The 14,179-nt window shown below is 59.9% G+C and carries 9 protein-coding genes and 1 riboswitch; of the genes, 6 read left to right on the top strand and 3 right to left on the bottom strand.

What is annotated here, in order from left to right:
- Positions 1 to 1,187: 1,187 nt before the first annotated feature.
- A complete protein-coding gene (locus AC07ZE_RS24825; protein WP_207267025.1) occupies positions 1,188 to 2,003 on the top strand; it encodes a M48 family metallopeptidase in 816 nt (271 codons plus the stop codon).
- A 128-nt stretch (positions 2,004 to 2,131) separates the two neighbouring features.
- Here AC07ZE_RS24825 and AC07ZE_RS24820 read toward each other — a convergent pair whose 3' ends face one another.
- The 3 genes from AC07ZE_RS24820 to AC07ZE_RS24810 all read right to left on the bottom strand — a co-directional run bounded on the left by AC07ZE_RS24820 (position 2,132) and on the right by AC07ZE_RS24810 (position 4,967).
- Complete coding sequence (locus AC07ZE_RS24820) at positions 2,132 to 2,716, bottom strand: TMEM165/GDT1 family protein (protein WP_207267024.1); 585 nt, start codon at positions 2,714 to 2,716, stop codon at positions 2,132 to 2,134.
- A gap of 89 nt (positions 2,717 to 2,805) precedes the next feature.
- Positions 2,806 to 2,930, bottom strand: a riboswitch (yybP-ykoY riboswitch).
- A gap of 39 nt (positions 2,931 to 2,969) precedes the next feature.
- Positions 2,970 to 3,968 (bottom strand): methyltransferase, encoded by a 999-nt coding sequence (locus tag AC07ZE_RS24815; RefSeq protein WP_207267023.1) that lies wholly within the window; start codon positions 3,966 to 3,968, stop codon positions 2,970 to 2,972.
- Between the two features lie 33 nt (positions 3,969 to 4,001).
- Positions 4,002 to 4,967, bottom strand: a complete 966-nt coding sequence (locus tag AC07ZE_RS24810; protein WP_207267022.1) for a 2-hydroxyacid dehydrogenase — start codon at positions 4,965 to 4,967, stop codon at positions 4,002 to 4,004.
- A gap of 91 nt (positions 4,968 to 5,058) precedes the next feature.
- On the opposite strand from AC07ZE_RS24810, the gene AC07ZE_RS24805 reads away from it, so the two are divergent.
- The 5 genes from AC07ZE_RS24805 to AC07ZE_RS24785 all read left to right on the top strand — a co-directional run bounded on the left by AC07ZE_RS24805 (position 5,059) and on the right by AC07ZE_RS24785 (position 14,105).
- The gene (locus tag AC07ZE_RS24805; RefSeq protein ID WP_207267021.1) at positions 5,059 to 5,688 is read left to right on the top strand and encodes a LysE family translocator; all 630 of its coding nucleotides are present in this window, start codon (positions 5,059 to 5,061) and stop codon (positions 5,686 to 5,688) included.
- 151 nt (positions 5,689 to 5,839) lie between these two features.
- Positions 5,840 to 7,522: a fatty acid--CoA ligase gene (locus AC07ZE_RS24800; RefSeq protein ID WP_207267020.1), complete on the top strand. Its 1,683-nt coding sequence runs from the start codon at positions 5,840 to 5,842 to the stop codon at positions 7,520 to 7,522.
- A 339-nt stretch (positions 7,523 to 7,861) separates the two neighbouring features.
- Positions 7,862 to 9,748: a DUF1302 domain-containing protein gene (locus AC07ZE_RS24795; RefSeq protein ID WP_207267019.1), complete on the top strand. Its 1,887-nt coding sequence runs from the start codon at positions 7,862 to 7,864 to the stop codon at positions 9,746 to 9,748.
- 28 nt (positions 9,749 to 9,776) lie between these two features.
- Positions 9,777 to 11,141 carry a DUF1329 domain-containing protein gene (locus tag AC07ZE_RS24790; protein WP_207267018.1) on the top strand — a complete coding sequence of 455 codons (1,365 nt, stop codon included), beginning with the start codon at positions 9,777 to 9,779 and terminating at the stop codon, positions 11,139 to 11,141.
- A gap of 225 nt (positions 11,142 to 11,366) precedes the next feature.
- The gene (locus AC07ZE_RS24785; protein WP_207267017.1) at positions 11,367 to 14,105 is read left to right on the top strand and encodes a winged helix-turn-helix domain-containing protein; all 2,739 of its coding nucleotides are present in this window, start codon (positions 11,367 to 11,369) and stop codon (positions 14,103 to 14,105) included.
- Positions 14,106 to 14,179 lie beyond the last annotated feature (74 nt).

The following is a 14,179-nucleotide window of genomic DNA, read 5'->3' as shown; positions in this document are numbered from 1 at the left end:
GTAGGTGACTTCGCCGCGCTTGAGATTGGCCATGTTGGCGATCTGCTGGCTGTCGAGGATGTCGCTGACCTTCTCGCCGAATTTGCTCGGGTCCTTGGTATAGGCAACGATCCGCCCGTTGCCGCCGATCAGGGCCATTTCCCCGGCGCCGCTGTAGAGTTTCTGGTTGGCGCCCAGGAGCATTTCCTGGATGAAGTTCACCGACAGGTCGGCACCGACGATGCCCTGGAAGGCGCCGTTGAGCATGATCGGTTCGATGAAGGAGGCGAGCATGACGATTTTGTCGCCGACCTTGTAGGGCGCCGGATCGATCACGCAGGATTTTTTGGTTTCTTTCGAGCACAGGTAGTACTCGCTGGCGCGCACGCCCGTAGACAAGGTTTTCTGGTCGTCCACGTCAACCAGTTTGTCCAGGCCGAGGCTGCCGTCCTCGTTGCGGAACCACCAGGGCAGGAAGCGCCCGTTGCTGGCATCGATGCCCACCACGTGGGTGCCGATGTAGGCCGCATCGTTGTGATCCAGTGCATCCTTTTCCCAGCCGATGTAGGTACCGAGGATTTTCGGATTCTTGGCCACGTTTTCCTTGATCAAACCAATCAACTGCTCGCGACTGAGACTCAGCGCAGGCTGCCCATCGGCACCCGGTGTGCCGATTAGCGTGTTGACGCGCACCAGCCCGCCGGCTATCAGCAACGGCGCTTCGAGCTCACGCTGAATCTGGCTGACCTGGGTCTGCGCCAGGGATGTGAGGCGTTGTTCGATGACTTGTTCGAATTGTGCCTGAGTCCGTTCCTGGACCATGTCTTGCGTCCGGGCGCCGGAAAACAGCGCGTATACCACCAGCGCTGCCACGACACTGAGAACGATGGCGCCGGCCAGGGCCGCCACGGAAAACTGGATTGACTTGAATTTCATGGGGGCTCCGCACGCAAAAGATCGTCTGCGGAGGTGTATCGGCAGAGGGTTCGACAGGCATGAGCGGATGCAGGAGAAATGGCTGTTTTTGCGTGTTGGATGTCGCAAATGAATCATCCCGGGGTGTTATCGATCGTGGATTACCCGGGTTTGTGAATTTTTTCCTACGGCGATGAGAGCTTTGTCTGAAATGTACGTCTTACGTTCGTTGTCTCTTGGCGCCGATCCCTATCCACGCCTAGGATATGAACATGTTTTCAGGGAGTTTTTTGATGAACAAGACATTGGTGTTGTGTGCGTTGAGCGCAGGTCTGTTGCTCGCCGGTTGCCAGTCGGTCAATACCACCAGTGGTGGCGCTGTGGGTGTCGAGCGCAAACAGTACATGTTCAGCATGTTGTCCTCGGAAGAGGTCAATCAGATGTACGCCCAGTCTTATACGAAGACGGTGGGTGAGGCGACCAACAAAGGCGTGTTGGACAAGACCAGCAGCGATGCCAAGCGCGTTCAGGTCATTGCCGACCGCCTCATTGCCCAGGCGCCGAACTTTCGCCCGGATGCAGCCCAGTGGAAATGGGAAGTCAATCTGATCAAGAGCGACGAACTCAATGCCAACTGCGGGCCTGGCGGCAAGATATTTGTGTACACCGGGCTGATCGACAGTCTGAAACTCACCGATGATGAACTGGCCGCGGTCATGGGCCATGAAATCGCCCACGCCTTGCGTGAGCACGGTCGAGAAGCGATGTCCAAGGCTTACGGTATCGAAATGGCCAAGCAGGGTGCTGGTGCCTTGCTCGGTCTGGGCCAGGGTAGCCTGGCGCTGGCGGACGCTGTGGCCAACTACGGCATGACGTTGCCCAACAGTCGTTCCAATGAAAACGAAGCCGATCTGATCGGTCTCGAATTGGCCGCCCGCGCCGGCTACAACCCGAACGCCGCGATCACCCTGTGGAACAAAATGAGCAAGGCCAGCGAAGGGGCTCCGCCGGAGTTCCTCAGCACGCACCCGTCTTCCGGCAGCCGGACTGCTTCGTTGCAGGCGGCGATACCAAAGGTGATGCCGATCTACGAGCAGGCCAAAAAATAACCGCCTTCGCGAGCAGACTCGCTCCCACAGTGAATCTTCATTGTTCGCAAATTTTGCATTCGCTGAAGATCAAATGTGGGAGCGAGCCCTCGCGAAGAGCGATGACGCGGTGTCACTGGCTTACCGCGTCAAACCCACCCACTGCTCTGCATCGCTTTGTACACCGCAACAATCGCCAGAACAAAGAACGCCGACGCCGCCAGGCGACGAATCAGCGTCAATGGCAGTTTATCCGCCGCAAAGTTACCCGCCAGAACCACCGGTACGTTGGCAATCAGCATGCCGGCGGTGGTGCCGATGATCACCAGCCACAATTCCGGATACTGCGCGGCGAGCATCACGGTTGCGATCTGGGTCTTGTCGCCGATTTCCGCGAGGAAAAACGCAATCAGCGTGGTCAGGAACGGTCCGAACTTGCGGGCGGTGCTGGCTTCGTCGTCATCCATCTTGTCGGGCACCAGGGTCCACAGGGCAGTCGCTGCGAAGCTCGCCGCGAGGATCCAGTGCAACAACGTGTCCGAAAAGAAACTGCCGACCCAGGCGCCCACCGCACCGGCTGCCGCGTGGTTGGCCAGGGTTGCGGCCACGATGCCGGCAATGATCGGCCATGGCTTGCGGAAGCGGGCAGCGAGAATGAGTGCGAGCAGTTGCGTCTTGTCGCCGATTTCGGCCAAGGCAACGATTGCGGTGGGTACGAGTAGTGAATCCAGCATCAGGGGTTTTCCTAAGGGGCGGGTCGACACGGCTATGACACGTACAGCCTTCCCGCCCCGGGTAAGGTGTTCGTGTCATAGGTCTTGTCAAACCCTGCGATCCGTCTGATGCGGACGCTTGGGTCGCATGCGCCATGGTCTTTTGACCAAGTATGTTGACGCATGCCGGACGAGCATGGCGCTCGTGGGAGACTACTCCCCTAGGACGGAGCGGATTCTGCCTAGGCAAATCCGATTGGGCAAGTACAAAATTTTACCCGCGTTTGGCCCGATAGATTCGAAAGCCCTGTCCTTCAGCCTTGATCGCACACACGCCCAAATGCTCTTCGATCAAAGGCTGGTACTTCAGGAAGCTGTTGGCCACCAAGCGCAGTTCGCCACCGTTTTTCAGATGTTTGGCCGCTTTTCGCAGCAAGTTCTCTGTTGCGTAATAGTCCGTGTGGACCCCGACATGGAACGGTGGATTGCTCAAAATCGCATTCAATCCCATCGGTGCCGCGTCAATGCCATCGCCAGTGATGACTTCGGCTTCCAGACCGTTGGCAGCGAGGGTCAGACGGCTGCTGGCGGCGGCAAACGCGTCGACATCCAGCAACGTCACCTGGTTATGTGGATAGCGACGTTTTACCGCAGCCCCCAACATCCCGGCACCGCAACCGAAATCCAGCAAATGGCCGCTCGGCAGTTTGTCCAGATGTTCCAGCAGCAGCGCGCTGCCGCGATCCAGCCGACCATGGCTGAAAACCCCCGGCAGGCTGATGACTTTGAGCGGGCCTTCGGCCAGTGGCAGTTCGTATTCCTGGGCCAGGCTTTCCAGCGGTTTGGCTTGCGGGGCGTTGGCCACGGTGACTTGCCAGAGCTGGCAATGCCGCGCGCTGTCGAGCTTGCGTGGCTTGCCGAAGGGGGTCAGTTGTTTGGCTGCACCTTCGATGCCGCTTTTTTTCTCGCCAACCAGGAACACCTCACGACCTTCCAGGCGCGAAGCCACGGCATTGAGGATGTAGTCAGTCAGATCCTTGGATTTGGGCAGGAACACTACGGCGGATTCGAATTCGAATTCAGGCGCGTTCACACCAAAATCGCTGCGCCCGGCAAAGCGTGCGTCCAGCGCGGCTTGATCGCCGGCATGCCAGCACCAGCCGCGAGCGGCGGGCAGGCGGCCGAGCAAATCATCGGCGGGCAAACCGGCCAGCAACACCGGCCCCTGGAATAATTCAGCCTGACGAAGCAGTACTTCACTGCGCGGATCCATAACTGCTCCTGTGGAAAAAAGTGCCGCAGTTTATCAACTGACGACCCGCAGCGCCTTACCGCTGAAGTATCCCAAGGCGTTTTCGGTCACCTGGCCAACGATTCGCTGCCGCGCTTCGCGACTGCCCCAGGCGTTGTGCGGGGTAACGATCAATCGTGGGATGTCGTGGGCCAGCAATGGGTTGCCATTGACCGGTGGCTCGACGCTCAGCACGTCGGTGGCGGCGCCGCCCAGATGACCATTGCGCAAGGCGTCGGCCAGCGCTTGCTCATCGATCAGGCCGCCACGGGCGGTATTGACCACAAACGCGCCGGGCTTCATCGAAGCCAGTTCACGGGCGCCGATGAAGTGTCGGGTGTGTTCGTTGAGTGGACAGTGCAGGGTCAGCGCGTCGATCTGCGGCAGCAGCTCGTCCAGCGGCAAGCGGTCGGAACGGGCAGGGCGCCCCGGGATCTGGCCCAGCAGCACACGCATGCCGAAAGCTTCGGCCAGTCGCGCGACTGCGCCACCGAGTTCACCGTGACCGAGCAAACCGAGGGTTTTGCCTTCCAGCTCGACGATCGGGTAGTCCAGCAGGCAGAACTGTTTCGCCTGTTGCCAGCGACCTTCACCGACGGCTTTCTGATAGTCGGCCAGGCGCGTCGCCAGGTTGAGCAGCAGCATGATCGTATGTTGCGCCACAGATGGCGTGCCGTAGCCCTGACAGTTACACACGGTAATCCCGTGGGCGCGGGCAGCCGCGAGGTCGACGTTATTGGTGCCGGTGGCGGTGATCAGGATCAGCTTCAGTTCGGGGCTGGCGGCGATAGCGGCGGCGTCGATCATGATCTTGTTGGTGATGGCGACGGTAGCGCCCTTCAGATGTTCGACCACTTGATCGGGCAAGGTCTGGGGAAACAGCTGCAACTGGCTGAAGCAGCCGCGAAGCGGGCTGAGGTCGAGATCGCCCAGATCCAGGGACGGATGGTCGAGGAAAACGGCGCGGCGAATGTTCGTCATCAACTGTACCTTTTGTGCAGTGAACTGAAGGCGTAATCTGCCCAGCCTACCAGATGAAATAAATAGTTACGCTTGGCCTGAAGGAGCCCTCATGTACTGGACCGAGTTCTTGACCGTTGCCCTGATTCACTTGCTGGCCGTGGCCAGCCCCGGCCCGGACTTTGCCGTGGTGGTGCGTGAGAGCGTGACCCACGGACGTCGCGCCGGTACCTGGACGGCGCTGGGCGTGGGCTCGGCGATTTTCCTGCATGTTGGCTATTCGCTGTTGGGTATCGGTCTGATCGTGTCCCAGTCGATCGTGCTGTTCAACGCCCTGAAATGGGCCGCCGCCGCTTACCTGCTGTACATCGGCTTCAAGGCGCTACGGGCGCAACCGACCAAGGCCGTGGCGGACGACCAGCACAAGGACGCAGGCGAGCGCACGGCCCGCGGCGCTTTCACCTCGGGTTTCGTGACCAACGGCCTGAATCCGAAAGCCACGCTGTTTTTCCTGTCGTTGTTCACCGTGGTGATCAATCCGCACACACCGCTGACGGTGCAGGCCGGTTACGGTATTTACCTCGCAGCGGCGACGGCGATCTGGTTCTGCCTGGTGGCGATGCTGTTCAGCCAGCAGCGCGTGCGCGCCGGTTTCGCCCGCATGGGCCACTGGTTCGACCGGACCATGGGCGCGGTATTGATTGCGATCGGCGTGAAGCTGGCGTTTACCGAGATGCACTGACTGTAACGTTCGGCGACTGCCCACAAATGCTGGCGCAACGCTAGTATTTATGCGGCTCTGCAAATCATTCCTTTGGCTGATTTGGCTGACGATCAGGGGCACTAAAGTGCTTACTTTCAGCCACGACCGTGCAGTCAGAAAAGGGATTCTTATGTTGCAGACACGCGTTATCCCCCCAGCCGAAGGCGCTTACCAGTATCCGCTGCTGATCAAACGGCTCCTGATGTCCGGTACGCGTTATGAGAAAACCCGCGAGATCGTTTACCGTGATCAGTTGCGCTATAGCTATCCGACCCTGATCGAGCGGGTCGCGCGGCTGGCCAACGTGTTGACGGCGGCCGGGGTCAAGCCCGGGGACACCGTGGCGGTCATGGATTGGGACAGTCATCGTTATCTGGAATGCATGTTCGCCATTCCGATGATCGGCGCCGTGATCCACACCATCAACGTGCGCCTGTCGCCGGAGCAGATCCTCTACACCATGAATCACGCCGAGGACCGCTACGTGCTGGTCAACAGCGAATTCGTGGGACTGTACAAGGCGATTGCCGGGCACTTGACCACCGTCGAGAAAACCCTGCTGCTGACCGACCTGCCGGAAAAAACCGCTGACTTGCCGAATCTCGTCGGCGAGTATGAGCAGTTGCTGGCCGCCGCGAGCCCGCAATACGACTTCCAGGACTTCGACGAAAACTCGGTCGCGACCACGTTCTATACCACCGGCACCACCGGTAATCCCAAGGGCGTGTATTTCACCCATCGGCAACTGGTGCTGCACACCATGGGCGTGTCGACCATCATGGGCGCGATCGACAGCGTGCGCTTGCTGGGTACCAACGATGTGTACATGCCCATCACCCCGATGTTCCACGTCCACGCCTGGGGGCTGCCGTATGTAGCGACCATGCTGGGGCTCAAGCAGGTTTATCCCGGCCGTTACGACCCGGAGTTCCTGGTGGAGTTGTGGCGCAATGAAAAGGTCACCTTCTCCCACTGTGTACCGACCATCCTGCAAATGGTCCTCAATGCCAAGGCGGCACAAAATACCGACTTCGGTGGCTGGAAAATCGTCATCGGTGGCAGTGCGCTCAATCGTGCGCTGTATGACGCGGCCAAGGCCAAAGGCATTCAATTGACCGCGGCGTACGGCATGTCGGAAACCGGGCCGCTGGTATCGTGCGCGCATCTCAACGACGAGTTGATGGCCGGTACCGAAGACGAGCGCACGACGTATCGGATCAAGGCCGGCGTGCCGGGGCCATTGGTGGAGGCGGCGATTGTCGACACCGAGGGTAACTTCCTCCCTGCCGACGGCGAGACCCAGGGTGAACTGGTGCTGCGTGCGCCGTGGCTCACCGAAGGGTATTTCAACGAACCGCAGAAAGGCGCCGAGCTCTGGAGCGGGGGCTGGTTGCACACCGGCGACGTGGCGACGCTGGACAGCATGGGCGTGATCGACATTCGCGACCGGATCAAGGACGTGATCAAGACGGGCGGCGAGTGGATCTCCTCCCTCGACCTCGAAGACCTGATCAGTCGCCACCCGGCGGTACGCGAAGTAGCAGTGGTGGGGATTGCCGATCCGCAGTGGGGCGAGCGGCCGTTTGCCTTGCTGGTGCTGCGCGAAGACCATCAGATCGGGGCCCGGGAACTCAAGGAACACCTCAAGCCATTCGTGGAGCAGGGGCATCTGAGCAAGTGGGCTATCCCCAGTCAGATCGCCCTTGTTACTGAAATTCCCAAGACCAGTGTCGGCAAACTCGACAAGAAGAAAATTCGCGTCGACATCACCGAATGGCAAGCCACCAACAGCACCTTCCTTTCGACGCTTTAACCCCCCCTCTGGCGTGCCCGAAAAGGCACGCCAGCCCCACCAAGCAAGCGCTTGGCTTGTCAAATCCGAAAATTGAGCCATCCTTGCCGTGCCGACGGGTGTCGGTCTGGCGAAAGGACTGTTCCAGAGTGGCTGGCGGGTGCAAATCACACTTTAGAGGGATCAAGCACTACTACCTGCTGGCTATAGTCCGCTCAAGGATTTTTAAGAACGGAGCAAACGCACAAACCGGGGCGATGCAACTTTGGAATGACTTTGGGATGCCATGACTCCCTGTCTTCCAAGCGTTTTTAAAAGTGCTCACTGCCATAACAATAAAATGCACATGGAGTAGCGTCGATGACATCAGTAAACCAGTTCTGGCGCCGGGCTAAACTGCCTCTGGCCGTCAGCCTTGCCTCTACGCTCGCCGGGCCTGCATTCGGCGTCAGCTTCAACGTTGGTGAAATCGAAGGTCAGTTCGACTCATCCCTGTCGATCGGTGCCAGTTGGTCTACTGAGAGCGCCAACAAGAACCTCATCGGCGTCAACAACGGCGGTCGCGGCCTGTCCCAGACCTCCGACGACGGTCACTTGAACTTCGAGAGTGGTAAAACCTTCTCGAAAATCTTCAAGGGCATTCATGACCTTGAGTTGAAATACGGCGACACCGGCGTTTTCGTCCGTGGCAAATACTGGTACGACTTCGAACTCAAAGACGAAAGCCGTCCGTTCAAAGACATCAGCGACAGCAACCGCAAGGAAGGCGCCAAATCCGCCGGCGGTCAGATCCTCGATGCCTTCGTCTACCACAACTACTCCATCGCCGATCAGCCGGGCTCCGTGCGTCTGGGCAAACAGGTGGTGAGCTGGGGTGAAAGTACCTTCATCGGCAGCGGTATCAACTCGATCAACCCGATTGACGTCTCCGCGTTCCGTCGTCCAGGTGCCGAGATCAAGGAAGGCCTGATCCCGGTCAACATGTTCTATGTGTCCCAGAGCCTCACCGACAATCTGTCGGCCGACGCCTTCTACCAGATCGAATGGGACCAGACCGTCGTCGATAACTGCGGCACGTTCTTCTCGCAGCCCGACATCATTGCCGATGGTTGCGACAACAACCTGCGCGTGCTGAACAGCCGCTCGACGATTCCTGCCGCAGCGCTGCCGACACTGACTGCGCTGGGTGTCGACGCCAACAACGAAGGTGTGCTGGTGCGTCGTGGCCCGGACCGCGATGCGCGGGACAGCGGTCAGTGGGGCATGTCCCTCAAATACATGTTCGATCCGCTGGACACCGAGTTCGGTGCCTATTTCATGAACTACCACAGCCGTGCGCCGATCTTCAGTGCCACGGGCGCTCCAGCCTCGACCTTTGCCAGGGTCGGTGCCTTGCCGGCGCAATTGCGTGCCCTGGCGCCGCTGATCGTCGCGGGTAACTCGAGCTACTTCGTCGAGTATCCGGAAGACATCCGCCTCTATGGCTTGAGCTTCTCCACCACCCTGCCTACCGGTACGGCGTGGAGCGGTGAAATCAGCTACCGTCCGAACGCACCGGTGCAGCTCAACTCCACCGATATCCTGTTCGCCGGTGTACGTCCTCTGGGCGGTGCGCTGACCAACGCTTCGCTGCTGGCCGGCGTACCGGGTCAGGACCTGCACGGCTATCGCCGCAAGGAAGTCACCCAGTTCCAGACCACCCTGACGCACTTCTTCGATCAGGTCATGGGCGCCAGCCGTCTGACCCTGGTGGGCGAAGTGGGCGTCACCCACGTCGGCGGCCTGGAAAGCACCTCCGACGTCCGTTATGGCCGTGATCCGGTCTACGGTCCTGGTGAATTGCCGACCACCGGCGGCGCCAATACGTGCGTGGCGCTCAACCAGAGCACCATCAACGGTGCCGGTCCGGGTACTCCGACCAACAACCTCAGCCGCAATTGCAACAACGAAGGCTTCACCACGGCGACTTCGTGGGGCTATCGCGGTCGTGCGATCTGGGAATACAACGACGTCTTCGCCGGTGTGAACCTCAAGCCGAACGTGGCCTGGTCCCACGACGTGGAAGGTTACTCGCCTGGTCCTGGCGGCAACTTCGAGGAAGGTCGCAAAGCGGTCAGCCTGGGTGTCGACGCCGAGTACCAGAACACCTACACCGCAAGCCTGGCATACACCAACTTCTTCGACGGCAAGTACACCACCGTGGATGACCGCGACTTCGTTGCGCTCAGCTTCGGCGTGAACTTCTAAGCACCGTATTTTCAGGACGAGTACACACATGAAAATAACAAAGAGTCTGTTCCACGTCGGTGTCCTTGGGCTTTCCCTGCTGGCGACCAGCGTAATGGCAGCGGTTCCGGCGGCCGAAGCGGACAAATTGGGCAAGAGCTTGACCCCGATGGGGGCTGAGGCGGCCGGTAACGCCGACGGTTCGATCCCGGCCTGGAAGCCGTTGCCGAAAAACGCCGGCACCGTTGACAGCAAGGGTTTCCTGTCCGATCCGTACGCCAGCGAAAAACCGCTGTTCACCATCACTGCGCAGAACGTTGACCAGTACAAGAACAAGCTTGCTCCGGGGCAGTACGCGATGTTCAAGCGCTACCCCGAAACCTACAAGATGCCGGTCTACCCGTCCCATCGCGGCGCCACCGTGCCGGATGACGTGTTCGCCTCCATCAAGAAGAACGCCACCAACACGGAGCTGGTCTCCGGCGGTAACGGGCTGAAAAACTTTGAAACCGCGGTACCGTTCCCGATTCCGAAAAGCGGCGTCGAAGTGATCTGGAACCACATCACCCGTTATCGCGGCGGTAGCGTGACCCGTCTGGTCACCCAGGCCACGCCGCAGGCGAACGGCTCGTTCAGCCTGGTGTATTTCCAGGACCAGTTCGTGTTCCGTGACAAAATGAAGGATTACGATCCGGCGAACCCGGGCAACATCCTGTTCTATTTCAAGCAGAAAGTGACCGCCCCGGCACGTCTGGCCGGTGGTGTGCTATTGGTACACGAGACTCTCGACCAAGTGGCGGAACCACGTTCGGCGTGGGTCTACAACGCTGGTCAACGTCGCGTGCGTCGTGCGCCACAAGTGTCCTATGACGGCCCGGGTACCGCTGCCGATGGCCTGCGTACCTCCGACAACCTGGACATGTACAACGGTGCACCGGATCGTTACGACTGGAAGCTCGAAGGCAAGAAAGAGATGTACATCGCTTCCGATGCCTACAAGCTCGATGATCCGAAACTCAAGTACGGCGACATCATCAAGGCCGGCCACATCAACCAGGATCTGGCTCGCTACGAGCTACGCCGGGTCTGGCATGTGGTGGCAACCTTGAAGGAAGGTCAGCGCCACATTTACGCCAAGCGTGACTTCTACATCGATGAAGATACCTGGCAGGCAGCGGTGATCGACCACTACGACGGTCGTAATCAACTCTGGCGTGTGGCGGAAGCTCATGCCCAGAACTATTACAACGTCCAGGTACCGTGGTACACCCTGGAGGCTCTGTACGACCTGCAATCGGGCCGTTACCTGGCACTGGGCATGAAAAACGAAGAGAAGTCGGCCTATGACTTCGGCTTCACCGCCGCCACTGCGGACTTCACGCCGAACGCCCTGCGTCAGGATGGTATTCGCTAAGCCATAGCAACCCGAGGCCGCATCCTCCTGAAACGCCCCGACTGGTTCGGGGCGTTTTTTTTAAAGATCGCAGCCTTCGCGAACGACTACGCTTCCCGAACCTGGCGTCTTGGTTCGTAGACTTTTTGTAGCCATTTGTAGCAATTGCCTTCATTCCCTTCTCGTTTACCGCTAGTCTGCGGACATCTGCAACGCCGCCACCCGTATTTCAAACAAGAGCCGGCCATGACTGATCTGTCCCCACCACCAGGTCCTGCAAGCGTCGCTGTCGCCGCGCTGGACGGGCGCTTTTTCCGACCGCCATTGCCCGACGGCCACGTGCTGCGGCCGCGCCTGTGCGAGCGTCTGAGTGCGGGGCTCGGCGGCAGGCTACTGCTGGTCAGCGCCCCGGCGGGGTTCGGCAAGAGTTCATTGGCGGTGGAGTTCTGCCAGGCGCTGCCGGCACATTGGCAGAGCCTCTGGTTGGGGTTGAGCCCGCGGGACAGTGATCCAGGTCGATTCCTCGAGCGATTGCTCGAAGGCCTTCAAGATTATTATCCGCAACTGGGCAGGCAGTCCCTCGGGCTGCTGAAAATGCGTCAGCGCCATCAGCCGTTCGCCTTCGAAGAATGGCTGGACGGCTTGCTCGACGAACTGGCCGTACACCTGTCGACGGCGACGCCACTGTTGCTGGTGCTTGATGACTATCATCTGGCCCAGGGCCCGGTACTCGATCGCTGCCTGCAGTTCTTCCTCAACCACCTTCCCGACGGCCTGCTGGTGATGGTCACCAGCCGTCAGCGTCCCGACTGGCATCTGGCACGGCTGCGCCTGTCGCGGCAACTGTTGGAGCTGCATGAACAAGACCTGCGCCTGACCCACGATGAAGCTTTGAGCCTGCTCGATCGGCACAGCAGCTCCTTGCGCGGTGAGGCGTTGGAGAACCTGATTGAACGTAGCGAGGGCTGGGTGGCGGGATTGCGCTTCTGGCTGCTGGCGGCATCGGAAGCTGGCACGCAGGGCGCATTGCCCCAGGCGCTTCACGGTGGTGAAGGCCTGATTCGCGACTACCTGCTTGAAGAGGTGATCGATTGCCTGCCGGCCGAGGTGCAGGCGTTTCTCTACGACACGGCGCCTCAGGAACGCTTCTGCAGCGAGTTGTGCGATGCCGTACGTGACGCCCATGACAGTGCCGAAATCCTGCGCTTTCTGGCGGCCCACCAGGTGTTTCTGGTGCCCCTGGACGAGCATGGCCACTGGTATCGTTACCACCATCTGTTTTCCGATCTGCTGCGCTCGCGGCCTGTCGCCCAGTCGATGGTGCCGGCTGCCAGTCTGCACCTGCGCGCCTGTCGCTGGTTCAATGCCCAAGGGCTGCTCGATGAAGCGGTAGAGCAGGCGTTGCGCGCCGGGCATCTGGACGTCGCGGCGAACCTGGTGCAAAACCTGTCGGAAGAACAACTGCTGGCCGAGCAGAATGTCGGCATGTTGCTGCGCTGGAAAATGGACTTGCCCGACAGCCTGCTGATCAGTACCCCACGACTGATCGTGCTCTACAGCTGGGCGTTGGGACTGGCCTGTCAGTTGGATGCCGCCGAGGAACTGGCCAGCCATTTGAGCCGTTTCCTGCCGGCACCGTCCGCCACCGCGCAGAAGTCGATGCTGGCGCAATGGCTGGCCTTGAGCGGGATCATTGCCCGTGGTCGCGGTAATCGTGAACTCACGCTGCGTTATTGCACCGAAGCGCTGGAGAGCCTGCCGTGCAAGCGTTACGGCCAGCGGCTGATGTGCCTTTCGACCCTGTCCAACCTGGCCATTGCCGACGGTGACTTGTGGCGTGCGCGCGGGTTGAATCGTGATTCGCTGGAACTGGCGCAACGGGTCGGCAACCCATTGTTCGAAGCGCTGGCCCACTACGACCGCGCACGTGTGCTGCAAGCACGGGGGGAAATCCTGCGCTCGCTGGATGTAGTCCGGCAGGGACTGCAACGCCTGCAGGGTCTGTCACCGCAACGGCTCTACGCCGTACGCGCACGTCTGACGTTGTACGAAGGTTTTCTTCTGGCACTGCGCATGCAACCGCAAGCGGCGCGAGTGCGCTTGCAGGCGGGCTTGAGCGAGGCGCGAGCCTGTCGTGACATCAGCGTATTGATCGGCCATTGCGTCATCGCCCGGCTTGAAGGCAGTTGCGGCGAATTCGCCAAGGCCTTTGCCGAGCTGGGTGAAGCCGAACGACTGATGCATATCTGGGACGTGCCGCCGATCTACTATCTTGCGATGATCACCTTGGTCAAATGTGAACTCTGGCTGGCCCAGGGGCGCATCGATCTTGCGCAAGCCTGGCTGGCGCGACTGGGGCAAACCTATAACGGTGGACACCCGGCGGCACCGCCGGAATTCCACCCGCAACTCCCCCTGCACATCGAGCTGCAACAGGCATTGCTGGAGGTCATTCAGGGGCAGCCGATGCTCGCCGAGGGGCGTTTGAACGCATTGCTCGAACAGGGTCAGCAATCCGGCCGACAGTTGCTCAGTGCGATGGCACTGACGCAGAAAGTCTCGTTGTTGCTGGGTAACGGGCGCGAACCCGAGGCGCGCAAGGCACTGAACCAAGCGCTGGACGCCGCTGCAGGCGGCGTGCTGCAACCGTTTGACAGACTATTGACCGAGCATTCGGACTGGCTTCGCGGACAACTGCAAAGCTGTGCACAGACGACCCTGTCTCAGGACCTTGCAGAGAAACTGCCTGCATTGGCAGCCAGACCTGCCCTGGAGTCCGCTCCCGCCACCGAACAACTCAGTACTCGTGAATTGGCGGTCCTGCGCCTGATTGCCCAAGGCTGCTCGAACCAGGAAATCAGTGATCAGCTGTTTATTTCATTGCACACAGTCAAGACCCATGCCAGCCATATCAACAGCAAGCTGGGCGTTGAACGGCGCACGCAGGCGGTGGCGCGGGCCAAGGAGTTGGGGGTGTTGGGTTAAGGAATTTGCACGTTACACGGCAGAACAAATCGCTGGATACTCATTTGTGCGAAAATCGCTCGTCCCCCGTTTAT

The organism is Pseudomonas sp. GW101-3H06 (assembly GCF_059424605.1).
This window is presented reverse-complemented; position numbering and strand designations above follow the sequence as displayed.